Here is a 24,725-nt window from a genome sequence, read left to right on the forward strand (position 1 = left end):
AACCTTCTAAACTTTAAAATCTGGATTTTCAATTGAATTTTCGCAACAATTTTTTAGTGTTTCTCAACATTAAATGTTGTTCATCGATTTTTTAAAATAAACAAAAATGAGTTCCGTTTTAAAATTTTAATAGGAGTTCCCCAAAAACTCAAAATTATTTTCTAATATGCAATTACTATCTAAGTTTCTTCCTTGGAAGAGAAGTGTTATTATTACTACGATTATACTTTCCTTATTAATTGTTTTAAGTTTTTATGGCTTATATACAAATAAGTTTTATTTTTTTAAATATGATAATTATATACTACCTGTATTTTCTATTATTCACTTTATTTTCCTATATGTTTTATGGTTTAAAATAAAAGAAGGTGAAATAAGTGATTCCCCAATGCGAAATGTAGAATATGCACTCTACATTGTATTAGTTGTATATATATTTAAATTATTTGATACTATATACACTCTAAGCACCTATACTGAGTTTGATAATCATCAAATACCAAGCACTTTTTTCCCAATGGGAATACTAATTGTTTTTTTATATATATTTTTAGTTGGATTAACTTTTTTAAGCTTTTTGTATCGTAAAAAACATGTTGGCCCATATAATGTGGATATATTAAATGAACAAATAGACTCTTGGGAATAAATTAAAATATTCTACGTTATGGCAAAAAGCCCTTGAGATAGTTTTATCTTAAGGGCTTTCTTTTTTTCTAATATATTTACTTACCTAGTAACCGTACCAGTAGGGAAACTTTCTGTTACATAATCTCCAATTTGTTGTACCCCCATAGCATCAGAAGGGATCATACCAAATAATGGTTTAAGAGTAAATGGAGCAGGACTATTATCCGGATAAGGTTCCACACTTATTACAGCCACTTTGCCTCTAACATCTGTCGGGAAAGTTACACCATCAGGAGCATTTACTAAAAAGTCTTCTCCTGGAAACGGAGGACCTGGGTTTGCTCCACTAAAAGGACTTCCTTCATCTGCACCCATTACAGAAGTAAAAGTGCCTGTAGATAAAGGAACACCGTCTATTACTACCCATCCTTCATATTTCCATCCGGCTTCTAATGTCGGTAATTCTAATCCTGCTACAGCGCTTCCAGAACTATTATCTAAAAACCAAACACCACTATATTTTTCTTCCTCTGCACCAGTACCTGTAGGGGCAGCAATGATAAATTTTCCGTTAATTGCATCAAAAGAAGGGGCAACAGTACCTGTAGTTAAGCTTGCAGAATTACCATCAAAACTTCCTATAAATATTTTAGTATCTGCAGGTGCGTCAGATGGGTCTGGATTAGGCTCAATAGTAAGAACAAAATCAGACGCACTTTCTAAGACTTCAGCATCTAAAGTAAAACTAGACTGTGACAAATTATGATCATCATCCACAGAAAAAGTACCTGTAGAAACAGGAGCTCCATTTACAATTACCCACCCTTCATACAAATAATCTGAACCTAGGTTATCTAAACCATTAATATCTAAAGTTAAAGCAGTAGATTTAGGACTATCATCTAAATCATCACTACTACATGAGGATACAAATACTACTAAAGCAAGTAGCATTACATTAGTTAATTTAAATTTTTTCATCTTTTTAATTGTTTTATGATTACAGGACAAATTAACTGAGACAACATAACAGAGATATCACAGAAGTATAAACTTTTGGTGATATTTTGTAAGTTTTACAAATATCTTTCGGCTTAAAACTGTATTAACCACCCTATGAAATAGTATTATAGTAGAAATAGAGTGTATTAATAGGAGATTTTAAACACTGTGATAATCATGTGATACTTTTTTGTTTATTTCGTAACAATCAATTATGAAGAAAATATTACTTATAGAAGATGATTTAGAAATAGTAAAATTACTAGAAATTCATCTTACAGATTTAATTTATGAAACCTCTAAAGCTACAGATGGTTCTATAGGTTTACAAATGGCACTGGAGAACGATTATGATTTAATTCTTCTAGACCTTACACTTCCTAGTATGGATGGCGTAGAGATTTGTAAAAGACTTAGAGCGGTTAAAAATACTCCCGTAATTATGCTAACCGCAAAATCTGAAGAAATAGATAGGGTTCTTGGGTTAGAAATAGGTGCAGATGATTATATAACAAAGCCTTTTAGCATTAGAGAACTCCTTGCAAGAGTTAAAGCTGTAATGAGAAGAACCGTTATTTCTACTGCAGAAAACTTAAAAGAAGATTCTTCTATAATTGCTGCAAATACTATGCAAATTGATATTGATAAAAGAAAAGTATTAATAGAAGATAAAAAAATAGAATTATCTCCTAAAGAGTTTGAATTGTTGGTTTTAATGGCCTCTAACCCTGGAAGAAATTATTCTAGAACCGAGTTACTAAATTTAATTTGGGGATACAATTTTACAGGTTATGAACATACTGTAAATTCTCATATTAATAGATTAAGAGCTAAAATTGAATCGGATATGACTAACCCAACTTATATATTAACTACTTGGGGTGTTGGTTATAAGTTTAATGAAGAAATACTATAATGGGCCAAAAATATAAAGCACTTACTCCCAAATTAGTCAAAAAATTATGGCTGGCATTTATACTATTAATTTTGCTAATGGGTACCTCTTATATTTTTATAACTGGGTATTATGCCAATAAATATAACCAAGCAACCATACAACAAGTAAATGCAAATGTTGCAAATCATGTAATACAAGAAAAATTTGCAAATGCTTCCCCTTTTTTGGAAGATGGCACCGTTAACAAACCATTATTTGGCGATTTGATGCACGATATGATGGCTGTAAATCGAAGTATAGAAGTGTATTTATTAAACGATATTGGTGAAATTTTATATTCAGTAGTTTTAGACCATAGTGATAATGCACCTGCAAAATCTGTTACACTAGAACCAATAAAAAAATTCATAAAAAATAAGGGAAATTCCTATATTGAAGGGGATGACCCAAGAAACCCCGGAGAACAAAAAATATTTTCCGCAGCTCCTTATGAAGTAGACTCAAGAAAAGGATATGTTTATGTAATACTGGCTGGTGCAGAATTTCAACATATAAGTAATAGTCTACTAGGTTCCTATTTTAGACAATTAGGAGTTGGTGCTACGTTATTAACTATGCTTTTTACAGTAATTATTGGTCTTTTAAGTATTTGGTTTTTAACTAAAAATTTACGTCTAATAACTGGTACCGTAAGAAGGTTTCAAGAAGGAGATTTAGAAGCTAGAATAGAAAATGCTGAAGATTCTGATATAGAAGTTTTTGCACATTCTTTTAATGAAATGGCAGATACTATTGTAGATAATATGGAGAAAATGAAATCTGTAGATTTATTACGTAGAGAGCTTATAGCCAACGTTTCTCATGATTTAAGAACACCTTTAGCCATATTAAAAGGGTATATAGAAACATTACAAATTAAAAAAGACACCCTTTCTGAGGTTGAAACAGATGAATATTTACAAATTACACATGATAATGTAGATAAATTATCTAATTTAATTAACCAATTATTTGAATATTCTAAACTAGAAGCAGAACAAGTTACACCAATTAAAGAACCTTTTTCTATCACCGAATTATCACATGACTTAATAGCAAAATTTAATGTTCTGGCTCAGAAAAAAGAAATAAAATTACAGTTAGAAAATCCTAAAGAAAATTGTATGGTTTTTGCTGATGTTAGCCTTGTAGAAAGGGCTTTGCAAAACCTTATAGAAAATGCTATAAAATATACAAACCCTCATGGTTTGGTAACATTATCCTTAAACAAAATAGGGAATAATATAGAAATTAACCTTACAGATAATGGTGCTGGTATACCCTTAAATGAACAGCCTTTTATTTTTGATAGATATAAGCAAGTAAATGAAAGCGCTAAAAAACAAGGATATGGTTTAGGACTTGCAATTGTAAAGAAGATTATGGACTTACACGATACTACTATTACGGTTTTAAGTAAACCTAAAGAAGGAAGTTCTTTTGTTTTTAACCTACCAGCTTATCAAATACAATAAAGATTGCTATGTAAAAGAAAAGCTCCTTAACATAAGTATTAAGGAGCTTTTTAATAGTTATAGACCACTTATATAACTTCCATACAAATCATTAAATTGGTAACCTTCAGAAAATCTATGCTTACTTAATTTTTTATGAGCAACTAACCCCCAAAGAAGTACTTCTTTTAAAAAGTTCTTGTCTTTCTCTTCAAAGTCTGGTTGGTACTCCTTAATTAATTGAGTTAAAGGTGCTATATTATTTAACGCCCTTACATATTCTTCCTCTGTATAATCATCATCTATATCAACTCCTTCTCCTTCATAAAACCATTGTATTAATTCATCATAAGGGGTTTCTTCACCTTTACGTTCTAATTTATTTATTGCAGGAAAATAGCTAGTAAAAATAGTTTTAACAGCTTCGTTTAATAATAAACTTGCAACACCATCTGCACCTTCTTGTTCTCCCTCATAAACCAATTCTATTTTTCCAGTAATTGCAGGAATAACACCAACAAAATCGCTTAACCTTACAGTTGTTGCTTCTGCCCCACTTAATAATGTTCTTCTTTCGGCTGTACTTAATAAATTTTCAAAAGCAGTAATACTGGTACGTGCACTTACGCCACTTTTAACATCTACATACTCACTCTTACGAGCTTCAAAACTAATTTGTTCTAGAATATCTTTAGCTATACTAGGAACGTAAACAACATCTTCTTGTCTAGAATCTAAGTTAGATTCTTGTTCTGTAATTTTACGTGCTGTTTCTATATTTTCTGGATAGTGTGTAAGTATTTGTGAACCAATCCTATCCTTTAAAGGGGTTACAATACTACCCCTATTGGTATAATCTTCTGGATTTGCAGTAAATATAAACTGAAGATCCAAAGGTAAACGAAGTTTAAAACCTCTTATTTGTATATCCCCTTCTTGTAAAATATTAAATAAGGATACCTGAATTCTTGCTTGTAAATCTGGTAATTCATTAATAACAAAAATGCAACGATTAGCACGTGGAATCATTCCAAAATGTAAAACACGCTCATCTGCATAAGACAATTTAAGATTTGCTGCTTTTATTGGATCTACATCTCCTATTAAATCTGCAACAGTAACATCTGGCGTTGCTAATTTTTCATAAAAACGGTCGCTTCTATGCATCCATGAAATCGGTGTATTATCTCCTTTTTCTTTTAATAATTCTATAGCATAGCGAGACATGGGTTGCAAAGGGTCATCATTTATTTCGGAACCTTCTACAACAGGTATCCATTCATCTAATAAAGTTATCATTAACCTTGCTAAACGAGTTTTTGCTTGTCCACGAAGTCCTAGTAAATTTATATTGTGTCTAGATAAAATAGCTCTCTCTAATTCTGGAATAACCGTATTCTCATACCCCCAAACTCCTTCAAAAGTAGTCTCTCCATTTTTAATTTTATTTCTTAGGTTATCTCTAAGCTCATCTTTTATACTTTTACTTTTATATCCTACTTTTTTTAATTCTGCTAATGTGGATATTTCTTGATAATTCAATTTCATATATTTTTTTAATATTTTAAACCGATTTTGACTTTACTAAATCTCAAAAATTATGATGACTAAGCGTAGTCATAGTTTTTTATTTCAACCTCTTTCTTCTATTAGTTTCATAATCTTCAAAAATCATTTCCCCCAGACCTTTTAAACCCGTAAAAAATGCTTTCCCTTTATTGGCTTCTGTAAACAGTCTAATAAACTTCATTAAATAAGGATCTTGGGCAATCATAAAAGTGGTAATTGGAATATGTAATTTTCTAGCTTGGCTAGCCATATTATAACATTTCTCTACAATATACTCATCAAGACCAACACTATTTTTATAATAGGTGCCGTCTGGCATACGTAAACAACTTGGTTTACCATCGGTAATCATAAATATTTGTTTGTTGGTATTTTTTTTTCGTCTTAACATGTCCATTGCTAATTGCAAACCAGCAACTGTATTGGTGTGGTAAGGACCAACTTTTAAGTATGGTAAATCTTTAATTGGTATTGGCCAAGCATCATTACCAAATACAAGAATATCTAAAGTGTCTTTTGGGTATCTTGTCGTAATAAGTTCTGCAAGTGCCATGGCTACTTTTTTAGCAGGTGTTATTCTATCTTCTCCATACAAAATCATACTATGGCTTATATCTATCATAAGCACTGTACTCATTTGCGCTTTATGTTCTGTATCTTCTACTACTAAATCCTCTTCATTTAAAGTAAAATTACCTATTCCACTATTTACTTGCGCATTTTTAATACTCTCGGTCATAGAGATATTATCTAAACCATCTCCGTATTTATACGCTCTTAAATTTCCAGTATGCTCATCTCCATTTCCAGATTTTCCTGTTTTATGGTTCCCAGAACCACTACGCTTAAGTTTACCAAAAATTTGGTCTAACGCACGTTTTCTAATAATACGTTCCATTTTAGCAGTAATAGAAACTGTTCCTTTAGGGTCTTCTGTACCTTCACCATCATCATTTGTTTCTCCTGCCCCATCTTTAAACTCTTCCTGTATATATCCTTTTTGTTTTAAATCTTCAATAAAGTCATCAATAGTATAATCTTCATCTGTAAGTTGGTATTCTTTATCTAATTCTCGTAACCAATCTATAGCCTCATCAAAATCACCAGAGGTATGCGTTATAAGTTCCTGAAAAATATCAAACAACTTTTCAAAAGGGGTCTGATTTGGAGCTTCATAGTTTGAAAAACGAAATCCTTTTCTTGTTTGTAATCCCATTCTATAAAAATAACACATAAACAAATTATAAAATAGCTTTTAAGAAAACTTAACTATTTGTTTCGCAACTATTTTAAAAAAATATAAATAATAAAATTTAATTTTAATTTGATGCAACCTTTTACTTTTACAATTGTCTTTGTAATAAGAATGTAACTAAAATTTAAGAAAACAACCAAAGAAGCGTAATTACTTAATTGGAAACTATAGTCCAAAATACACACAAAGAGCTTGTTGAAAAAAGCAAGCTTGGCGATAGAAACTCGCAATACAAATTGTATGAGTTATATGTAGATGCTATGTATTCTGTAAGTATGCGTATGGTTGGTATTAAAGAAGATGCTGAGGATGTAGTACAAGACAGTTTTATAGATGCTTTTAAAAAAATTAACAGTTTTAAATACGAAAGTTCTTTTGGAGCTTGGTTAAAAAGAATAGTAATTAATAAAAGTATAAATCATTTAAAAGTTAAGCGTATTGCCTTAACACCTATAGAAGATCATGAATACCACTTAAAAGATGAAACTGCGGAACCTATAGAAAAAATAGATTTGATAAAAGTAAAACTAGGAATAGAAAAATTACCACAAGGTTATAAACAAATAATATGCCTGTACTTAATTGAAGGTTATGATCATAATGAAATTGGAGAAATTTTAGAAATAAGTACCTCCACTTCTAAATCACAATACCATAGAGCAAAAAAGAAATTAATTGAAATTATTAAAGGGTTATGATGGATAATTTTGAAAAACATATACGAGAAAACAAAGACTTTTTTAATGATAAAAAGGTGGATAAAAATAAAATGTGGGATGCTATATCTAAAGAATTAGACGCTACAAAACCTAAAAAAGTTATTCCGTTATGGAGGTCTACAGGCTTTAAAATAGCAGCTAGTATCCTTCTAATATTAGGGCTCTTAACTATAGCTGGCCCATTTTTATTACAACCAAATAATACAAGCATAGAAACTAGCTATGCAAATAAAGAGGTTTTAGATATAGAAATTCATTATAAAAGCCTAGTAGAGCACCAGGTAAAATTAGTACAAGAACACCCTGCTTTATCTAAAGAAGACAAAAAAGAGTTTTTATCCTTTATGCAAGATTTGGATGATGAGTATGATGAACTAAAAATTGAAATGAAGAAAAATTTAGACAATGAGCGTATACTAGAGGCACTTATTGGTAATTATAAAAAGAGAATTGAATTAATAGAGAATTTACTAAAACAGATAAACTCTTCTAAAAAAATAAACGAGGATTATGGTTATACATTATAAAAAACTACTGCTGTTCATAATGGCTATTGTTTTAAACTTTAGCCTACATGCACAAAATAAAATTTCTAAGAAAATAGAAAAAACTTTTCCTATGACTAATTCAGGAAAGCTTTATCTAGAAAATAATTATGGAGACATTTCTGTGCAAGGGTGGAACAAAGAGAGTCTAGTTATTAAAATGGAAATTGAAGTAACTCATAAAAAAAGTGAGAATGCAAAAAGTCTTATAGATAGAATTGGTACTTCTATAAATGAAAATAAAGATTATATCATTTTTAAAACTGCAATAGCAGAAAAAAGTACAGGCTTTTTTGCAAAGTATTGGAATAAAGCAACTCCTTTTGATTATAATAAAAGTAACTTAAAAATTAACTATAAAGTGTTTTTACCAAAAAATGCCGAATTAGATATTACGAACAAATTTGGAGACATTATCGTAGAAGATTGGACCGGAAAATTCAAAACAGATATACAACATGGTGATTTATGGTTAAATGGAAATTTAAATTTTGTAGACATAACCATGAAATATGGAAAAATTAAAGCCGAAACTATTAACTATGGTAATGTTCGCGTAAAAAACGGAAAATTTATTGTAGAAAACTCAGAAGATTTACGAGTTAATAGTTCTGGTTCTATTCTTAATTTAGAAACTATTAATACGCTAGAATTATACTCCAATAAAGATGAAATAAAAATTGATGTAGTAAATAAAATAAAAGGCTCTATGAAGTTTACTACTATAGACATTAATTCTTTAAAAAAAGAAACTAATCTTGATTTAAAAATAGCGGATTTAGTAATTAAAGAAATTACTACAAGTATACCTTTTATAAAATTAAATCAAGAATCATCAGAAATTAACATTAATGTAGAAGATACTTCTTTAAAGTTTAATGCAACATTAGAAGAAGGACTATTAAGGTTACCAAAATCTTTTAATAATGTTACCTCAGATGTTATAGATAAAGGAGATAGAATTAGAAAAATTAATGCCACCTACGGAAAAGAACAATTGGGTAGCATTACTATTATAGGAAAAAAAGGGCTAATTCAAATTAAAGATAATTAGAAAAAATGTTCCTGTTATTGTAACAATATTTATTAAAAAATAGTCTACTTAATACAACAATTAAAAACAACCAATAATGAAAAATTATAATATAATAATGCTCTTAGCTATGTTAGGATTTTGCCTAATAACCAACGCGCAGGACAATGGAGATTATATAGAGTTTAACGACCGTAAAAATGTTGTACATGGTGTTTATCTAGGACTTTCTATGCATTATGGAGAAATGGATAATAAAAGCACCTATTTACCAAGTTTTAAAGTTGCATATGTTGCTAATAGAAAAGTAGAAGTTGGTTTTGTAGCAACATTCTTTTATTCTCAACAAAACTATTTTAATGAAATAGAAGGCATAAATGAAGATATTATTGGTGCCTATGGTGGTTTACATATAGAACCTATACTTTTTAGCAAATCTACTGTAAACCTGTCATTTCCTTTATTAATTGGTGCTGGTGGACTTGGTGTTTTTGATTCCGATTTTGATTTTGAAAATAATGATTTAGAAGATGACGAATTAAGAGAATCTGATGGTTTCTTTGTTGTAGAACCAGGTGTTAATCTTTTATTTAATGTATCTAGATATTTACAATTAGAAGCAGGAGTTAAATATCGCTTTTCAAGTAAAACAAGGTTAGAACCAGCAACTTTAGATCGTATAAATGGTTTTTCTGCTGGTGTCGGTATAAAAGTTGGTGTTTTTAATATGGGAAGAAACCGCTACAAGAAAAAAATATAATCCTAATAAACAAAAGAAATAGTTTTTGCTAAAAATACTTTAATAACCAAAATTGATTTTAAAATTTTTGTATGAAAAATAAAAACAATGTTTTACTTTTTTTTCTACTAGTATTTAGTTTTTTTAGTAATGCGCAAGATACTACAGACTATATAGAATTTAATGACCGTAATAATGTAGTTAATGGTGTTTATTTAGGTTTATCTGCTATTTATGGAGAGTTAGGAGGAGAACCATTATATGGAGGGCAATTTAAAATAGCATATGTAGCGGATCAAAAATTTGAAGTCGGAATAGAAATTACAGGATTTCAATCGGATCAGCAATTTATAACTAGCACTACAATAGAGAACAAACTTATTGGAGGATATATTGGAACACATTTAGAACCTATTCTATTTAGTAAACGTAAGGTTAGTTTGTCTTTTCCTCTTTTTATTGGTTTGGGGGCTATTGGTTACACTAATAATGGAGATGATTTTGATGATGATTTTATTGAAAAAGAATATGAAGACGTTAAAGCTATTTTTGTTTTAGAACCAGGTGTAAATGCACTTTTTAATATCTCTAGATATTTGCAGTTAGAGGCTGGTATTAAATACCGTATCACAAACAATTTTAATCTTGCTACTAGTCCTATTAAAAATTTCAATGGTTTTTCTGCTGGTGTTGGAATAAAAGTTGGGGTTTTTAATATGGGTAGAAATCGCTACAAAAAGAAACTATAATGTTTAAAAATAGAAAAAGAAAGGTTATAAAAACACAAGCTGTGTTTGTGAAAAACAACCAAGTTTTTTTAAAAAAAAGTTCAACTAATAAAAACTATTCCGAAGAATGGTTACCAGTTGTGCTACAATGGACAACAGTTTAAATTAAACATATTCATCAATAATCAATCAAAATTAACAATCATGAAAATCAATCAAAATCAATCAATTACAAAAGTTATTTTTTTAAAATTAATAATTGTGTTAACAGCCGCAACAACTTTTTTCTCTTGTGAAGATAATTTTATAAGGGCATCTGGAGATATAGAAACGAGAGAATATTCTTTTTCAGAGTTTAATTCTATTGAAGTTTCTAATGATTTTAATGTTTATGTACATTTTACAGAAGGAGAAGAATCTGTGAAGATTGAAGCAAATAGTAATGTCTTTAAAGCTATACGAATAGACCAAGAAGGAAGTAATTTAAAAATTAGACTTAAAAATTTTGTAGTTATAAAAGGTAAAGAAACATTAAATGTTTATATATCTGCAAAGAATATTACAAATTATAAAGTTTCTACAGATGCTAAAATTGAGTTAGAAAATACATTAATATCTAATACTGTTTTTATTGAAGCTTTTGCCAATGGTTCTTTTAAAGGAGAAGTTGATGTTGAGAATATTGAAGTAAAACTATCTGCAGATTCTAAAGTAGATTTATTTGGTTCTGCAACTAAACTAAAAGCTAAATTAACCGCAGATTCTGAATTAAGAAATTATGATTTAGAAGTAGAAGATTTAAATATAAATCTTTTAGCAGATTCTAGAGCTTACTTATCAGTTTCTAATACAATAGATGTAGTAGCCAAAGCAAATAGTAGACTATACTATAAAGGAGATGCAAAAATTACGCATGAAAAAGTAAACAGTGGTTCTAAGCTTATCCATAAAGACTAAAGCATTATATACGAACAAAAAGAGCCTTTTAATCTTAGTAAGATCAAAAGGCTCTTTTTGTATTTATAGGAAAACTACTTTTCTCTTCCTCTTAAAACTTCTTCAATATCTTTTAAAGTAAAACCTTTGGCTTGCAAAAGCATTAAATAGTGAAAAAGTAAATCTGCGCTTTCATTTAAGAATAAATCATCATTATCATCTTTAGCTTCAATAACAACTTCTACAGCTTCCTCTCCTACTTTTTGAGCTAGCTTGTTTATTCCTTTTTCAAAAAGAGAAGCAACATAAGATTTTGTGCCGTCTGATGATGTTCTTCTTTGTTCTATTGTTTTTTCTAATTTAGATAGAAATCCAAAGCTAGAATCATTTTCTTCATTCCAACATGTATCTGTTCCTGTATGGCATGTTGGCCCTACTGGGTTTACTTTAATTAATAAAGAATCGTTGTCACAATCGTTTTTAATAGAAACTAAATTTAAGAAATTTCCACTTTCTTCACCTTTAGTCCATAATCGCTGTTTACTTCTACTAAAAAAAGTAACCACATTAGTTTCTACAGTCTTATTATATGCTTCTTGGTTTAAATACCCTAGCATAAGCACATTTTTAGTAGTAGCGTCTTGTATAATTGCTGGCACTAAACCATCCTTATTTTTATCGAAATCTATTTTCATTACTTCTATTAATTTAATCGTAGTAAACTTATAGGAAAGCCTAATGTTTTTTCCTCTCTTATTATTTTAAAACCAAATTTTTGATACAGCTTTATATTATACTCTGATACGGTATCTAAAACTACAGGTTTTTTATTTTTTTTATACTGACTCATTATTCGTAACACCATCCTTGCCGCAGAACCACTACCATAAGCTTCTTTTAAAGCTCCCATAATAACTGGTTTTATATGTGCTTCTTTAGGATAAAAATCTTTAATTATTTTTTGTCTTTTTAGAACATTAAATAAATTCTTAAAACCAATACAGTTAAAAAGTAATTTTAAATCTAAACCTATAGTTTTTAAAGTAACTTTCTCTTTTTCTGAAAAAGATAGTAAAAGACATGCATTTTTATTCTGAGATAAATATACCTCACCAAATAGCATGGATTTTTCGAATAAATATCCCATTAAAGCTTTCATTCTATCTATTCTATCCTCTCCATTTTCTACAATAAAATTAATAGAATTATCTTCTTCTAAATCTTTAAAAGCAGACACTAAAATACTAACTACTAACTCTTTATCTTTTTCTGATGCTTTAATCAAAACTTATAATCTTACTGGTATTCCTTCTTTTTTTAATTGACGCTTTAAATCTATAATTTCAATTTCTTTAAAATGAAAAACACTAGCAGCTAAAGCTGCATCTGCCTTACCTTTTACAAAAGTATCGGTAAAATGTTGCATGGATCCTGCGCCTCCAGAGGCAATTATAGGAATATTTAACTCTGTAGACAATTTATTTAATGCTTCATTTGCAAATCCGTCTTTAGTACCATCATTATTCATAGAAGTAAAAAGTATTTCTCCAGCCCCTCTTTCTTCTACTTCTTTTGCCCAATCAAACAAATTCAATTCTGTAGGAACCTTACCTCCTACTAAATGCACAATCCAATCTCCATCAATCTTTTTTGCATCTATAGCTACTACTATACATTGAGAACCAAACTTAGCAACTAAATCATTAATTAATTGCGGATTCTTAACAGCAGAAGAATTTATAGAAACTTTGTCTGCACCGTTTTGCAAAAGTATATCTACATCTTCTACTGAGGATATTCCACCACCAACTGTAAATGGGATATTTACTTTCTCTGCAACATGGTAGACTAATTCTGCCAATGTTTTTCTACGTTCTTCAGTTGCAGAAATATCTAAAAACACCAATTCATCTGCTCCAGAAGCTGCATAAATTTCTGCAAGTTCTACAGGATCTCCTGCATCTCTTAAATCAACAAAATTTACACCTTTAACGGTTCTTCCATTTTTTATATCAAGACAAGGAATAATTCTTTTAGTAAGCATTTATTTAAAGTAGTTAGTAGTTAGTAGTTAGTAGTTAGCAAGCTAAATACGTAATACTACAAGCTATAGATTATTATTCTTTTTAAACTGTTTTGCAATTACTTGTTTATTTTTTATAGTTACTAATTCTTAGTACTATTATTTAATATGAAAGCTTCTAATTGTTTTAAACTAATTCGATTTTCATAAATAGCTTTACCAATTATGGTTCCTTCGCAACCTATTTCCGCTAGTTTTGGTAATTCATTAAAAGTAGAAATACCACCACTTGCTATAAGTTTTAATCCAGATTCTGATTGTTCCAATATCTTTTTATACAAATTAAAAGAAGGTCCTTCTAACATACCATCTTTGCTAATATCAGTACAAATAACATAGCTTACTCCTTCTTTTTGGTAGCCTTGAATAAAAGGAACTAACTCTTCTTTAGACTCTTCTAACCAACCAGATACTGCAACTTTTTCATCCATAGCATCTGCGCCAAGGATAATCTTTTCTGCTCCAAAATTAGAAATCCATTTGGTAAAAGTTTCTCTATCTTTTACTGCAATACTCCCGCCTGTTATTTGGTTAGCACCACTTTCAAAAGCAATACGTAAATCATCATCTGTCTTTAAACCACCGCCAAAATCTATTTTTAAACTGGTCTTACTAGCAATTTGCTCTAAAATTTTATGATTTACAATATGTTTAGATTTTGCACCATCTAGGTCTACCAAATGTAAATGAGTTATTCCATGATCTTCAAATTCTTTAGCTACTTCTAATGGATTCTCATTATAAATTTTCTTGGTATCATAATCTCCTTTAGAAAGCCTTACACATTGTCCTTCTATTATATCTATTGCTGGTATTATTCTCATTTTTTTCTAGTAAATAGTACTAAGTAAGCAGTACTAAGCATTAAATATTTTTCTCTATTCTTTATTCAAACTTCTTTGTAATGAAAAATTCATTTTTTTAACTTCAATACATATATCTAATATTGGCTTTATTTTATGTTCCGAGCATGATTTTAATCTTTGCACTAGTAATATTTGAGTTTCTAATTCGGTTGTTGAACCATTAGCGATACTTAAAAAATGAGCAAACTGTTTGTTTGAATTTCTTCCAGCTCCTTCTGCAATATTGGAAGGAATACTAATAGAACATCGTTTAATCTGTGAAGTTAATCCATATATTTCATCTGCTGGCATATCTTTCATTAACTCATAAATTAACTCCACGAGATCCATTGCCTTTTGCCAAATTTTTAAATCCTCATATTTATTCATACATCAACTATAACACAAAGCTACTATATACTATTTACTTAGTACTTAATACTATTTAAATGCTTAAAAAATTCTCTAGTATTTGCTCTCCTACTTTGCTACTTTTTTCTGGGTGAAATTGTGTGCCGTAAAAATTATTTTTTTGCAGTGCAGCACTATAATTAATTCCATAGCCAGAAGTTGCAATTGTTTCATCACATATGGGAGCATAAAAACTATGCACTAGGTATATATGCGCATTATCTTTTATATCAGAAAATAAAGGGGATTTTAAATCAGAAATTTCGTTCCAACCAATTTGTGGAACTTTTACTCCATTATTAAATTTCACAACATCAACGTTAAAAATCCCTAAACCTTCTGTGCTTCCTTCTTCTGAAGCATTGCACATTAATTGCATTCCTAAGCAAATACCTAAAACTGGTTGCTTTAAAGTTGGTACAAGCGTATCTAATCCACTATCTACAAGTTTAGCCATAGCACTACTTGCCTCTCCTACTCCTGGAAAAATAACTTTATCGGCAGATTTTATTTCTTCAACATTATCTGTTAAAACAGCTTCATACCCTAAACGCTTTATCGCAAATTTGATACTCTGAATATTCCCCGCTCCGTAATTTATAATTACTATTTTCATTGTTTATTTAGTATTAAGTAACTAGTACTAAGTATTAAGTCTATCATAAAAAACTTATTACTCTTTACTTTGAACTAAGTACTGGTATGCTAAAGCATACCTTTTGTACTTGGCAAAAACATTTTATTTACATCTCTTTTTACAGCCATTTTCATTGCTTTAGCAAAAGCTTTAAAAATACCTTCTATTTTATGATGTTCGTTATCCCCTTCTGCCTTGATGTTTAAATTACATTTTGCCCCATCAGAAAACGATTTAAATAAATGCAAAAACATCTCGGTTGGCATATCTCCAATTTTCTCACGTTTAAAATGGGCATCCCAAACTAACCAAGGTCTTCCTCCAAAATCTACTGCCACTTGCGCCAAACAGTCATCCATTGGTAAACAGAATCCGTAACGTTCTATTCCTAATTTGTTTCCTAATGCTTTTGCGAATAATTCCCCTAAAGCAATCATGGTATCTTCTATAGTATGATGCTCATCAACATGTAAATCACCATCTACTTTTACTGTTAAATCCATAGCGCCATGGCGGCCAATTTGGTCTAACATATGATCAAAAAAATCTAATCCAGTAGAGATATCATTTTTTCCTGAACCATCTAAATTTAACTTAATATAAATCTTAGTTTCATTGGTATTACGTGTAATTTCTGTTACTCTATCTTGTAACTTTAAAAACTCATAAATCTTTTTCCAGTCTGTAGATGTTAATGCAATAGCATCTAAAATAGTTTGCTTATTAGCCTCTATCTCATCTGCACCTAATTCTGGGTCTTCTGATAAAAATATTCCTTTAGCCCCTAAATTCTTAGCCAATTCCATATCGGTAATACGGTCTCCTAACACAAAAGAATTTTCTAAATCGTATTCTTCTTTATTAAAATACTTAGTAAGTAAACCTGTTCTTGGCTTGCGTGTTTCTGCATTTTCATGGGCAAAAGTTTTATCTATAAACACTTCTTTAAAAACGACTCCTTCTTTTTCAAAAGCAGAAATAACTTTATTTTGTGCTGGCCAAAAAGTATCTTCAGGAAAAGAATCGGTTCCTAAACCATCTTGATTAGTAACCATAACTAATTCATAATCCAATTCAGAAGCTATTTTAGCCATGTATTGAAATACTTTTGGGTAATATTCCAATTTTTCTAAACTATCTAATTGATAATCTACAGGGGGCTCTAAAACCAATGTTCCATCACGATCTATAAAAAGTACTTTTTTCATTTTATACTAATTCTTTTAAAGCTTTTATTAAAGCATTGTTTTCTTGAGTTGTTCCTATAGTAAAGCGTAAAGTATTCTCACACAAAGCCTGTGTAGTTCTATTACGAACAACAATACCTTTTTCTAATAATTGATTGTATCTTTTTGTAGCATCATCAACCTTTACAAGAACAAAATTTGCGTTAGTTGTATATATTACTTTTACATAAAATATATCTTGCAGCGCACGTATTAAAGTATCTCTTTCTTTAAGAATATTTTGCACTTCTGTAGCAATCAATTTTTTATCAATAACGCGTTCTAATGCCTTTTTCTGAGTTAATTCATTTACATTATATGGTGGTTTAATCTTATTTAAAACCGCTATTATTTCTCTAGATGCTAAACAAATACCTAAACGTATACCTGCCATACCATAGGCTTTAGATAATGTTTGCGTTATTATTAAATTTGGATAATTAACTAATTCTGCAACCCAACTTTCATCTTCAGAAAAATCTATATAAGCTTCGTCTATAACTACTAAACCTTTAAAATTAGTTAATAATTCTGAAATCTTACTTTTTGAGATAGTATTCCCAGTTGGATTATTTGGTGAACAAATAAAAAGAATTTTTGTAACCGCAGTTACTGCACTTAATATTGCTTCAACATCTGGCTGAAATTCTTTAGTTAATAGTACTTCTTTATTTTCTACAGCATTAATATTGCATAAAACTTTATACATACCATAAGTGGGGGGTAAACTAATAATAGCATCTACATTTGGCTCACAAAAAGCTCTAAATAGTAAATCTAAAACTTCATCACTGCCATTTCCTAAAAGTATATTTTCTGATGAAATACCTTTTTGTTCAGCTAATACTCTCTTTAAGCTTCTCTGTTGTGGGTCTGGATATCTATTTACTCCATTATTATAAGGATTTTCATTCGCATCTAAAAAGACCATTGTAGAACCATCAGAAACATATTCATCTCTAGCAGATGAATATGGCTGTAACCCTTTAATATTTTCTCTAATTATAGTATCTAAACTAAACATTATTCTAAACTTTTTAAACGTAATGTAACTGCATTTTTATGAGCTTGTAGGCCTTCTGCTTCTGCCATAAGTTCAATAGCTTTACCTATTTCTTGTATGCCTTTTGGCGTAATTTTTTGGAAAGTCATACTCTTCATAAAACTATCTAAATTTACTCCACTATACTGTTTTGCATAACCATTTGTTGGTAAAGTATGGTTTGTTCCAGAAGCGTAATCTCCAGCACTTTCTGGCGTATAATTTCCTATAAATACAGAACCAGCATTTTTTATTTGTTTAATAAAAATTTCTTCATTTAAAACACATAAAATATAATGTTCTGGGCCATATTCATTTATTAAATCTATTGCAATTTGTTCATTCTCTACATAGATAAGTTTACTGTTTGCAATTGCTTGCTTTGCAATTTCTTTTCTAGGTAAAACATTAAGCTGTTCTGCAACTTCTTTTTCTACAGCATCTATCACACTTTTTGATGTAGATACTAAGATTACTTGACTATCTACACCATGTTCTGCCTGACTCAACAAATCTGAAGCAACAAAGGAGGCATTAGCAGTATCGTCTGCCATTACTAAAAGTTCACTAGGACCAGCAGGCATATCTATTGCAACACCGTATTTAGTTGCTATTTGCTTTGCTACGGTTACAAATTGATTTCCTGGTCCAAATATTTTATATACTTCTGGAATAGTTTCCGTCCCAAATGTCATTCCTGCAATTGCTTGTATACCACCAACTTTAAATATTTTAGTTACTCCACAAAGATTTGCTGTATAGAGTATCGCCGGATTTACATTGCCTTCTTTGTCTGGCGGTGTACATAATACAATCTCTTCGCAGCCAGCAATATTAGCAGGCACTGCAAGCATTAAAATTGTTGAAAATAATGGTGCCGTTCCTCCTGGAATATATAAACCAACTTTTTGAATAGGACGTTTCTCTTGCCAACATTGCACTCCGTTAGCAGTTTCTACTGAAACTTTAGCAGTTTTTTGAGCAGCATGAAAAACTTCAATATTATTTTTTGCTAGTTGAATAGCTTTTTTTAAATCTTCAGAAATAAGCGAAGCTGCAGCATTAATTTCGTCCTTAGAAACTATGTTAGAGAAAAGTGTTACACCATCAAATTTTTTTGTGTATTTAGTTAAAATACTATCACCACCCTCTTGTACTTCTTTAAAAATATTATTTACTGTGCCTTCTATGTCTGCAACCGTTTGTGTTGGTCGCATAAGAATGGTTTTCCAGTCTTCTTTATTTGGGTTATAAATTTTATTCATTATTTCTATCAAAAACGTTTCTCATGTGGTATCCTTCTGGAACATATCCTTGTTCTTCCCAAAATTGTACTCCTCTAGTATTTTTTACATAGCAATTAATCTCAGAGCTATTACAATTATTTTCTTTTGCATACTCATAAATCCAATCTAACATTAATTTGCCTACACCTCTACTTCTATATTCTTTGGATATAAAAACATTATCTGGTTCTATATGCTTTCCTATATAAAACTTATTTAAAATCCAAAAACCGCATATACCAATTAGCTTTTCTGCATCATACACACCAATGCATTGAAAACCAATTTTCTTCATCTCAGATAAGCGCTCTTCAAGAATTTTTGTTTCTATCTTTCCATCATTAAGAATAGCAACTAAAGGTAAAATTGTGTGTAATTCTTCTTGTGGTATTAAGAAAATTTTCAACTCATTTTCCATAGCAAAAATTTTACAAAACCATTTTCTCTATTGGACAAACAAGTAAACCTTCAGCTCCTGCTTGCTTTAACTCATCTATAACTTCCCAAAACTTGTTTTTATTAATAACAGTATGTACAGAACTCCACCCTTCTTCTGCTAATGGTAAAACAGTAGGACTTCGCATTCCTGGTAATAAAGAAATTATACTATCCAATTTATCGTTTGGAGCATTTAAAAGAACATATTTAGATTGTCTAGCCGTTAATACTGCATTAATTCTAAATTGTAATTTTTTAAGTATCTCTTTACGTTCTTCAGATATTTTAGGAGAAACAGCTAATACTGCTTCACTTTTTAGCATTACTTCTACTTCTTTTAAACCATTTTTAAATAAAGTACTACCACTAGAAACAATATCGCAAATACCGTCCGCTAAACCAATGTTAGGTGCAATTTCTACAGAACCATTAATAATGTGTATATCTGCAGCTACTCCTTTTTGTTTTAAATATTGTTTTACTGTATTAGGGTAAGATGTAGCAATACGTTTACCATTAAAATCTTTTACAGAAGAATATTTTACTTCTTTTGGGACAGCTAAAGACACTTTGCATTTAGAAAACCCTAGTCTTACATTAAAACCAATACCTTCTCCTTTTTCTATTAAAACATTCTCTCCAATAATAGCTATATCTACAACACCATCTTTCAAATATTGTGGAATATCACCGTTTCTTAAATAAAAAACTTCCATAGGAAAATTACGGGCAGATGCTTTTAATTGATCTTTACCATTGTCTATAGATATACCACAGTTTTTAAGTATTTCTATAGAGTCTTCATTTAATCTTCCAGATTTTTGAATTGCAATTCTAATTTTTGTCATTCCTTTCTTAATTTTGTTTGGAAATCAAATTGGTTTAAAAATAAAACCCGCTTGATTTCTCAAACGGGTTATATATATTTAGTTTACACAATACATTATCACCTCGCTTGACAGCCAGTATGAAAATGATGATGTGTAGTTTTGTTTCTCATTACTCTGTAAATGTAAAATATATTTTAATTGCATAAAAGCAAAAACTATTTTTTTAACAACTATTAATGTTTTAATAAAAAAAATAACAGTTATTTAGTTATTCCCTAATATTAATGGCAAACCAGAATCACCACTACCAACTACAATAACTTTTGCATTTGGAGATTCTGATAATTTAATAGTTGCATCTATTCCTTTATCTTGTAATATTTTATCTGTTAAAGATGCACTTAAAATACGGTTTGCATCTGCTTTACCTTGCGCTTCAATAGTAACTTTTTCTGCTTCTTTTTTAGCTGTTACTAGTCTAAACTCATACTCTAAAGACTCTTGCTCTTGTTTTAATTTACGCTCAATAGCATCTTTTATAGTATTTGGAAGTTTTACATTTTCTACTAATACTCGCTTTACATTTACGTATTGACCATCAAGCTCTTTTCTAACTTCTTCTAATATCTCTAACTCTATTATATCTCTTTTACTTGAATATAATTGTTCTGGAGTATACCTACCTACAACACTTTTAGCTGCTGCATTAATTGCAGGACTTAAAAGTTCATTTATATAATCTTCCCCTTTAGTCTTTATAAGTAATCCTAAACTTTTAAATTCTGGCTCAAACCAAATTGTACCACTTACTGTAATATCTAACCCATTTACAGAGAGTACATTCATATTATCTGATATAGATTGCTGACGAACTTTTTGCACAATCATATCATTCCAAGGAGCTACAATATGAAACCCTTCTCCATAGGTTCTTTCTGTATTAATACCTTCTCCAAAAGTTTCAAAAATTACTCCACCTTCTCCAGGCCCAATGGTTACAGCAGATTTAGAAATTAATAATGCTAATACTATTAAAGCAAATACAACGGGTACAGCTATTTTAGGTAATTTATCCATAATTATTTATTTACATTAAACCTTTATACTTTCTTATAAACCACTCTAAAGTAAGAGCTCCTATTATTAAGCCTAAAAGAATCTTAAAGTCTACCAAAGGTACAATATTTTCAGTCCTCTTTTGCACTGGTACAAATGCTTTATTAGACAATAAGGTATTTTCTAATTCCGAAATTTGACTTGGAAATAAGAGTTTTCCATTGTTATCATTTGCTAGAGACTGCATTTTTTTATAGTTAGAAGACAAAAACTGTTGCTCTACATTAAAATTTTTAATAGAAAAACTTCCTGATTTTGAATAGTTTTTATCTTTGACTGTTACAATAAAGGTATAATTTCCAGGTGCCAAATTAGATACATCTACTTCAAAAAAATCTTGTTTTAAAAGCATTGGAATTTCTAATTTTTTCTCTTTATTTTGAATAGTAACTATAATAGTTGCATTAGAGTCAAAAGTAAAAGACTCATCAAAATAGGTAGCTGTAATTTTTGAATTACTATTTCCTTGATATACTGGTTTGTAATCTACATTTAGTCTATCCTTATTTTTTGAACTAGTTAAATAGATTATTATTTTCCCTATAAAATCATCAAAATTTTTAAACTCTTTAGAATTTCTATATTCTTGAACTCTCCATTTCCAAATATTTTCACCAAACCAGAAACCTTCTTTTGTTATATTATTATCTAAAACAACGCACAGAGGATTGTCTATATCTACACCTTTTACAACCATATTTAACAATGACTCCACATTATCATTAAAAATAATAGGCCCTACATTCGTCTCTAAAGGTGGATAATCTATGGATTTAAAATCGGATATATCAAATTTTGAAAAAGTCTGATTTATTTTAGGGACTACCTCTTGTATTGGATAATTATCCTGAACTTTTACATTCTTTTGAATAGCATTTAAAAAACTCCAGTCGGTTTTAGTTCCTGTTACAGTAAGACTATTTACTTGTTTTTGCTTGATGTAATTATAAATTGAAGAAAAAGAACTATTTGGCTGATAAAGTATAAACAAATCTATCTTTTCTAATTCTGAAAGACTTGTAGTAGGTTTTAAAATAAAAACTTCTCTTTGCTTATTTATTTCAATAGATTTTTTTAAAGTACCAATATCTGGATGTAATATAGAAGATACTACTCCAATTTTTGTAGTTTCATCTATTACTTCTATAAATGCAATTTTACGGTTGTTAACTACATTTTTTTCCTTCTCTAGCGTTTCTATATGTACCGCAATAGATTTTACCCCAACGCTTAAAGCCTTTAAATTCGCAGAAATAGTTTTAGAAGAATTATTTTTAGAAAAAGAAATTTTTTCTTGATATTCTTTTTTTCCATCTACAGTAATTGTAATAGTTTTATTTACTTGTGAAATACCATCATAATTTACAATTACTTCAATAGGAAATTGATTGTTTAAAAAAGAGTACGGATTACTATTAATTTGTTCTACTCTAATATCATTATATTTAGTTGTGTCTCCTATACAAATTGGAAAAATTGTAAAATCCTTTTTTAATTTTAAATGTTCGTAATCTTGTCCTATAGTTTGGTTACCATCTGTGAGTAGTACTACAGCAGAATTTGTTCTAGTATAAATATCTTCTGTAGTTAATAAAGCTTTTGAAATATTAGTGTTTTGCTCTAAAAATGATAATGAGTCTAATGTGCTAAATTCTTTTCCAAAAGCATATTTATGAATAGTAAACTTATCTTTTAAAGCCTTATTTGTAGTTAACTTTTCTAAAAGACTTTTAATAAGAGTTTCTTCTTTTTTTATAGAAGAGGAGTTATCTACTAAAAGAACTAGATTAGTTTTTACTATCTCATAATTGTTCTTAACAAACTTTGGATTTATAAGAAGTAACAAAATACCAAAAATGGAAATAAAACGTAAAAAGGAAAGCACAATAGTTGTCTTTCCTTTTATTTTTTTTTTGTAGTAATATTGATATAGCACTAGAAACAATGCTACCACTACAGCTAAAATAATAAATAGTACTGTTTTGGTTTGCATGTATTAGTTATCTCTCTTCTCAAAATTTTCTTTCTTCTTATCTTCTATCCTTTTAAATATTAAATAAATTATTATGGCAAAAAAACTACCATAAATTAAAATCATTAAAAAGACAGGAAATAATTCCATAAGATGTAATTACTTAAGTTTTACAGCAGTACCATAAGCAAGCATTTCTGCTGCACCTTGCATAACTTGAGATGTAGTAAAACGAACATTAACAACAGCATCTGCGCCTAAACGTTGTGCATCATCTAACATACGTTTAATTGCTTGTTCTCTAGCATCTGCTAATAACTTTGTGTATTCTGATATTTCACCACCAACAATATTTTTTAATCCTGCAAAAATATCTCTTCCAATATTTCTTGCTCTAACAGTACTTCCTCTAACTGTTCCTAATGCAGATTCTATTTCTTTACCCCCAACGGTTTCTGTAGTTACGTATATCATAATAAGTATTTTAATTTATGTAAGCATCCCGCCATCTACATTAAGTACTTGGCCGGTAACATAAGCAGATAAATCGGATGCAAAAAATAAACAAGCATTGGCTATATCTTCTGTAGTACCTCCTCTTTTTAAAGGAATACCATCTCTCCAACCTTGTACTACTTTTTCATCTAATTTAGCAGTCATTTCAGTTTCTATAAAACCAGGAGCTATTGCATTACATCGTATATTTCTAGAACCCAATTCTAAGGCTATAGATTTAGTAAAGCCAATCATGCCAGCTTTAGAAGCGGCATAATTTGCCTGGCCGGCATTCCCTTTTACACCAACGACACTACTCATATTAACAATAGAACCTTTACGTTGTTTAAGCATAGTACGTTGTACTGCCTTTGTCATATTAAAAACAGATTTAAGGTTTATTTCAATAACTTTATCAAAATCATCCTCTGCCATTCTCATTAGTAAATTATCTTTTGTAATACCTGCATTATTAATTAATACATCTATACCTCCAAAATCTTCCAAAACTTTAGCTACTAACTCCTCAGAATCGCTAAAACTTCCTGCATTACTTTTATATGCTTTTGCTTTTATTCCTTTTTCTGATAGTTCTTTTTCTAATGTCAAAGCCGGAGCTTCACTAGAACTATATGTAAATGCTACGTTTGCACCATTTTCTGCAAACACCTGTGCTATCCCCGTTCCTATTCCCCTACTTGCACCTGTGATTATCACATTTTTTCCTTCTAATAATTTCATACTAGCTTAATTTGTTATTTTTTGGTTAGCAAAACAAATATACCAATTAAAAATAC

At 29.7% G+C, this 24,725-nt stretch carries 27 protein-coding genes; 9 read left to right on the forward strand and 18 right to left on the reverse strand.

Annotation, left to right across the window (positions count from 1 at the left end; all coding sequences use genetic code 11):
- Positions 1 to 166: 166 nt before the first annotated feature.
- Positions 167 to 649: a hypothetical protein gene (locus Q0945_RS08555; RefSeq protein WP_299433497.1), complete on the forward strand. Its 483-nt coding sequence runs from the start codon at positions 167 to 169 to the stop codon at positions 647 to 649.
- A gap of 80 nt (positions 650 to 729) precedes the next feature.
- Here the strand turns inward: Q0945_RS08555 and Q0945_RS08560 are convergent, their stop codons facing one another.
- Entirely contained in the window at positions 730 to 1,611 is an 882-nt protein-coding gene (locus Q0945_RS08560) for a hypothetical protein (protein WP_299433500.1), read from the reverse strand.
- Between the two features lie 235 nt (positions 1,612 to 1,846).
- Here Q0945_RS08560 and Q0945_RS08565 point away from each other — a divergent pair, with 235 nt between their 5' ends.
- Complete coding sequence (locus tag Q0945_RS08565) at positions 1,847 to 2,548, forward strand: response regulator transcription factor (RefSeq protein ID WP_299433503.1); 702 nt, start codon at positions 1,847 to 1,849, stop codon at positions 2,546 to 2,548.
- A gap of 77 nt (positions 2,549 to 2,625) precedes the next feature.
- A complete protein-coding gene (locus Q0945_RS08570; protein ID WP_299433506.1) occupies positions 2,626 to 4,044 on the forward strand; it encodes a HAMP domain-containing sensor histidine kinase in 1,419 nt (472 codons plus the stop codon).
- A gap of 57 nt (positions 4,045 to 4,101) precedes the next feature.
- Here Q0945_RS08570 and Q0945_RS08575 read toward each other — a convergent pair whose 3' ends face one another.
- Both Q0945_RS08575 and Q0945_RS08580 read right to left on the reverse strand, forming a co-directional pair.
- The gene (locus tag Q0945_RS08575) at positions 4,102 to 5,571 is read right to left on the reverse strand and encodes a magnesium chelatase (RefSeq protein ID WP_299433509.1); all 1,470 of its coding nucleotides are present in this window, start codon (positions 5,569 to 5,571) and stop codon (positions 4,102 to 4,104) included.
- Between the two features lie 79 nt (positions 5,572 to 5,650).
- Positions 5,651 to 6,808, reverse strand: a complete 1,158-nt coding sequence (locus Q0945_RS08580) for a VWA domain-containing protein (protein WP_299433512.1) — start codon at positions 6,806 to 6,808, stop codon at positions 5,651 to 5,653.
- Positions 6,809 to 7,005: 197 nt separating this feature from the next.
- Between Q0945_RS08580 and Q0945_RS08585 the strand changes: the two genes are divergently transcribed.
- The 6 genes from Q0945_RS08585 to Q0945_RS08610 all read left to right on the forward strand — a co-directional run bounded on the left by Q0945_RS08585 (position 7,006) and on the right by Q0945_RS08610 (position 11,568).
- Positions 7,006 to 7,545 (forward strand): RNA polymerase sigma factor, encoded by a 540-nt coding sequence (locus tag Q0945_RS08585; RefSeq protein ID WP_299433515.1) that lies wholly within the window; start codon positions 7,006 to 7,008, stop codon positions 7,543 to 7,545.
- Positions 7,542 to 8,093, forward strand: coding sequence for a hypothetical protein (locus Q0945_RS08590; protein ID WP_299433518.1), 552 nt, complete (start codon positions 7,542 to 7,544; stop codon positions 8,091 to 8,093). The genes Q0945_RS08585 and Q0945_RS08590 overlap by 4 nt, the downstream gene beginning before the upstream one ends.
- A gap of 19 nt (positions 8,094 to 8,112) precedes the next feature.
- Positions 8,113 to 9,165: a hypothetical protein gene (locus tag Q0945_RS08595; RefSeq protein ID WP_299433521.1), complete on the forward strand. Its 1,053-nt coding sequence runs from the start codon at positions 8,113 to 8,115 to the stop codon at positions 9,163 to 9,165.
- 76 nt (positions 9,166 to 9,241) lie between these two features.
- Positions 9,242 to 9,904: a hypothetical protein gene (locus Q0945_RS08600; RefSeq protein WP_299433524.1), complete on the forward strand. Its 663-nt coding sequence runs from the start codon at positions 9,242 to 9,244 to the stop codon at positions 9,902 to 9,904.
- A 71-nt stretch (positions 9,905 to 9,975) separates the two neighbouring features.
- Entirely contained in the window at positions 9,976 to 10,632 is a 657-nt protein-coding gene (locus Q0945_RS08605) for a hypothetical protein (RefSeq protein ID WP_299433527.1), read from the forward strand.
- 183 nt (positions 10,633 to 10,815) lie between these two features.
- Positions 10,816 to 11,568, forward strand: a complete 753-nt coding sequence (locus Q0945_RS08610) for a head GIN domain-containing protein (protein WP_299433530.1) — start codon at positions 10,816 to 10,818, stop codon at positions 11,566 to 11,568.
- Between the two features lie 74 nt (positions 11,569 to 11,642).
- On the opposite strand, the gene hisIE is transcribed toward Q0945_RS08610, so the two are convergent.
- The 15 genes from hisIE to fabG all read right to left on the reverse strand — a co-directional run bounded on the left by hisIE (position 11,643) and on the right by fabG (position 24,669).
- The gene (gene hisIE, locus Q0945_RS08615) at positions 11,643 to 12,242 is read right to left on the reverse strand and encodes a bifunctional phosphoribosyl-AMP cyclohydrolase/phosphoribosyl-ATP diphosphatase HisIE (RefSeq protein ID WP_299433532.1); all 600 of its coding nucleotides are present in this window, start codon (positions 12,240 to 12,242) and stop codon (positions 11,643 to 11,645) included.
- A gap of 8 nt (positions 12,243 to 12,250) precedes the next feature.
- A complete protein-coding gene (locus tag Q0945_RS08620) occupies positions 12,251 to 12,832 on the reverse strand; it encodes a GNAT family N-acetyltransferase (protein ID WP_299433535.1) in 582 nt (193 codons plus the stop codon).
- 3 nt (positions 12,833 to 12,835) lie between these two features.
- On the reverse strand, positions 12,836 to 13,591 hold the full coding sequence (gene hisF, locus Q0945_RS08625; RefSeq protein ID WP_299433538.1) for an imidazole glycerol phosphate synthase subunit HisF: 756 nt from the start codon (positions 13,589 to 13,591) through the stop codon (positions 12,836 to 12,838).
- Positions 13,592 to 13,713: 122 nt separating this feature from the next.
- Positions 13,714 to 14,454, reverse strand: coding sequence for a 1-(5-phosphoribosyl)-5-[(5-phosphoribosylamino)methylideneamino]imidazole-4-carboxamide isomerase (gene hisA, locus Q0945_RS08630; RefSeq protein ID WP_299433541.1), 741 nt, complete (start codon positions 14,452 to 14,454; stop codon positions 13,714 to 13,716).
- 54 nt (positions 14,455 to 14,508) lie between these two features.
- A complete protein-coding gene (locus Q0945_RS08635) occupies positions 14,509 to 14,865 on the reverse strand; it encodes a four helix bundle protein (RefSeq protein ID WP_299433544.1) in 357 nt (118 codons plus the stop codon).
- A 55-nt stretch (positions 14,866 to 14,920) separates the two neighbouring features.
- Positions 14,921 to 15,502, reverse strand: coding sequence for an imidazole glycerol phosphate synthase subunit HisH (hisH, locus tag Q0945_RS08640; RefSeq protein ID WP_299433547.1), 582 nt, complete (start codon positions 15,500 to 15,502; stop codon positions 14,921 to 14,923).
- Positions 15,503 to 15,591: 89 nt separating this feature from the next.
- On the reverse strand, positions 15,592 to 16,731 hold the full coding sequence (gene hisB / locus Q0945_RS08645) for a bifunctional histidinol-phosphatase/imidazoleglycerol-phosphate dehydratase HisB (RefSeq protein ID WP_299433550.1): 1,140 nt from the start codon (positions 16,729 to 16,731) through the stop codon (positions 15,592 to 15,594).
- Position 16,732: 1 nt separating this feature from the next.
- Positions 16,733 to 17,773: a histidinol-phosphate transaminase gene (hisC, locus tag Q0945_RS08650; RefSeq protein ID WP_299433553.1), complete on the reverse strand. Its 1,041-nt coding sequence runs from the start codon at positions 17,771 to 17,773 to the stop codon at positions 16,733 to 16,735.
- The gene (hisD, locus tag Q0945_RS08655; protein WP_299433556.1) at positions 17,773 to 19,056 is read right to left on the reverse strand and encodes a histidinol dehydrogenase; all 1,284 of its coding nucleotides are present in this window, start codon (positions 19,054 to 19,056) and stop codon (positions 17,773 to 17,775) included. The genes hisC and hisD overlap by 1 nt, the downstream gene beginning before the upstream one ends.
- Entirely contained in the window at positions 19,049 to 19,495 is a 447-nt protein-coding gene (locus tag Q0945_RS08660; protein ID WP_299433559.1) for a GNAT family N-acetyltransferase, read from the reverse strand. The genes hisD and Q0945_RS08660 overlap by 8 nt, the downstream gene beginning before the upstream one ends.
- 10 nt (positions 19,496 to 19,505) lie before the next feature.
- Positions 19,506 to 20,363 carry an ATP phosphoribosyltransferase gene (hisG, locus tag Q0945_RS08665; protein ID WP_299433562.1) on the reverse strand — a complete coding sequence of 286 codons (858 nt, stop codon included), beginning with the start codon at positions 20,361 to 20,363 and terminating at the stop codon, positions 19,506 to 19,508.
- A gap of 246 nt (positions 20,364 to 20,609) precedes the next feature.
- Complete coding sequence (locus tag Q0945_RS08670; RefSeq protein WP_299433565.1) at positions 20,610 to 21,422, reverse strand: prohibitin family protein; 813 nt, start codon at positions 21,420 to 21,422, stop codon at positions 20,610 to 20,612.
- A 10-nt stretch (positions 21,423 to 21,432) separates the two neighbouring features.
- Positions 21,433 to 23,454, reverse strand: coding sequence for a VWA domain-containing protein (locus tag Q0945_RS08675; protein ID WP_299433568.1), 2,022 nt, complete (start codon positions 23,452 to 23,454; stop codon positions 21,433 to 21,435).
- Between the two features lie 138 nt (positions 23,455 to 23,592).
- Positions 23,593 to 23,907, reverse strand: coding sequence for a YbjQ family protein (locus Q0945_RS08680; RefSeq protein WP_298485724.1), 315 nt, complete (start codon positions 23,905 to 23,907; stop codon positions 23,593 to 23,595).
- A gap of 15 nt (positions 23,908 to 23,922) precedes the next feature.
- Entirely contained in the window at positions 23,923 to 24,669 is a 747-nt protein-coding gene (gene fabG / locus Q0945_RS08685) for a 3-oxoacyl-[acyl-carrier-protein] reductase (protein ID WP_299433572.1), read from the reverse strand.
- Positions 24,670 to 24,725: the final 56 nt, after the last annotated feature.

The sequence above is a fragment of the uncultured Maribacter sp. genome, from assembly GCF_947500405.1.
Classification (GTDB): domain Bacteria; phylum Bacteroidota; class Bacteroidia; order Flavobacteriales; family Flavobacteriaceae; genus Maribacter_B.

What these genes read in the sequence shown, in the direction of transcription:
- Q0945_RS08555 (WP_299433497.1), top strand. Translation starts at nt 167, where the DNA reads ATGCAATTACTATCTAAGTTTCTTCCTTGGAAGAGAAGTGTTATTATT.
- Q0945_RS08560 (WP_299433500.1), bottom strand. Translation starts at nt 1,611, where the DNA reads ATGAAAAAATTTAAATTAACTAATGTAATGCTACTTGCTTTAGTAGTA.
- Q0945_RS08565 (WP_299433503.1), top strand. Translation starts at nt 1,847, where the DNA reads ATGAAGAAAATATTACTTATAGAAGATGATTTAGAAATAGTAAAATTA.
- Q0945_RS08570 (WP_299433506.1), top strand. Translation starts at nt 2,626, where the DNA reads ATGGGTACCTCTTATATTTTTATAACTGGGTATTATGCCAATAAATAT.
- Q0945_RS08575 (WP_299433509.1), bottom strand. Translation starts at nt 5,571, where the DNA reads ATGAAATTGAATTATCAAGAAATATCCACATTAGCAGAATTAAAAAAA.
- Q0945_RS08580 (WP_299433512.1), bottom strand. Translation starts at nt 6,808, where the DNA reads ATGGGATTACAAACAAGAAAAGGATTTCGTTTTTCAAACTATGAAGCT.
- Q0945_RS08590 (WP_299433518.1), top strand. Translation starts at nt 7,542, where the DNA reads ATGATGGATAATTTTGAAAAACATATACGAGAAAACAAAGACTTTTTT.
- Q0945_RS08595 (WP_299433521.1), top strand. Translation starts at nt 8,113, where the DNA reads ATGGCTATTGTTTTAAACTTTAGCCTACATGCACAAAATAAAATTTCT.
- Q0945_RS08600 (WP_299433524.1), top strand. Translation starts at nt 9,242, where the DNA reads ATGAAAAATTATAATATAATAATGCTCTTAGCTATGTTAGGATTTTGC.
- Q0945_RS08605 (WP_299433527.1), top strand. Translation starts at nt 9,976, where the DNA reads ATGAAAAATAAAAACAATGTTTTACTTTTTTTTCTACTAGTATTTAGT.
- Q0945_RS08610 (WP_299433530.1), top strand. Translation starts at nt 10,816, where the DNA reads ATGAAAATCAATCAAAATCAATCAATTACAAAAGTTATTTTTTTAAAA.
- hisIE (WP_299433532.1), bottom strand. Translation starts at nt 12,242, where the DNA reads ATGAAAATAGATTTCGATAAAAATAAGGATGGTTTAGTGCCAGCAATT.
- hisF (WP_299433538.1), bottom strand. Translation starts at nt 13,591, where the DNA reads ATGCTTACTAAAAGAATTATTCCTTGTCTTGATATAAAAAATGGAAGA.
- hisA (WP_299433541.1), bottom strand. Translation starts at nt 14,454, where the DNA reads ATGAGAATAATACCAGCAATAGATATAATAGAAGGACAATGTGTAAGG.
- Q0945_RS08635 (WP_299433544.1), bottom strand. Translation starts at nt 14,865, where the DNA reads ATGAATAAATATGAGGATTTAAAAATTTGGCAAAAGGCAATGGATCTC.
- hisH (WP_299433547.1), bottom strand. Translation starts at nt 15,502, where the DNA reads ATGAAAATAGTAATTATAAATTACGGAGCGGGGAATATTCAGAGTATC.
- hisB (WP_299433550.1), bottom strand. Translation starts at nt 16,731, where the DNA reads ATGAAAAAAGTACTTTTTATAGATCGTGATGGAACATTGGTTTTAGAG.
- hisC (WP_299433553.1), bottom strand. Translation starts at nt 17,773, where the DNA reads ATGTTTAGTTTAGATACTATAATTAGAGAAAATATTAAAGGGTTACAG.
- hisD (WP_299433556.1), bottom strand. Translation starts at nt 19,056, where the DNA reads ATGAATAAAATTTATAACCCAAATAAAGAAGACTGGAAAACCATTCTT.
- Q0945_RS08660 (WP_299433559.1), bottom strand. Translation starts at nt 19,495, where the DNA reads ATGGAAAATGAGTTGAAAATTTTCTTAATACCACAAGAAGAATTACAC.
- hisG (WP_299433562.1), bottom strand. Translation starts at nt 20,363, where the DNA reads ATGACAAAAATTAGAATTGCAATTCAAAAATCTGGAAGATTAAATGAA.
- Q0945_RS08670 (WP_299433565.1), bottom strand. Translation starts at nt 21,422, where the DNA reads ATGGATAAATTACCTAAAATAGCTGTACCCGTTGTATTTGCTTTAATA.
- Q0945_RS08675 (WP_299433568.1), bottom strand. Translation starts at nt 23,454, where the DNA reads ATGCAAACCAAAACAGTACTATTTATTATTTTAGCTGTAGTGGTAGCA.
- Q0945_RS08680 (WP_298485724.1), bottom strand. Translation starts at nt 23,907, where the DNA reads ATGATATACGTAACTACAGAAACCGTTGGGGGTAAAGAAATAGAATCT.
- fabG (WP_299433572.1), bottom strand. Translation starts at nt 24,669, where the DNA reads ATGAAATTATTAGAAGGAAAAAATGTGATAATCACAGGTGCAAGTAGG.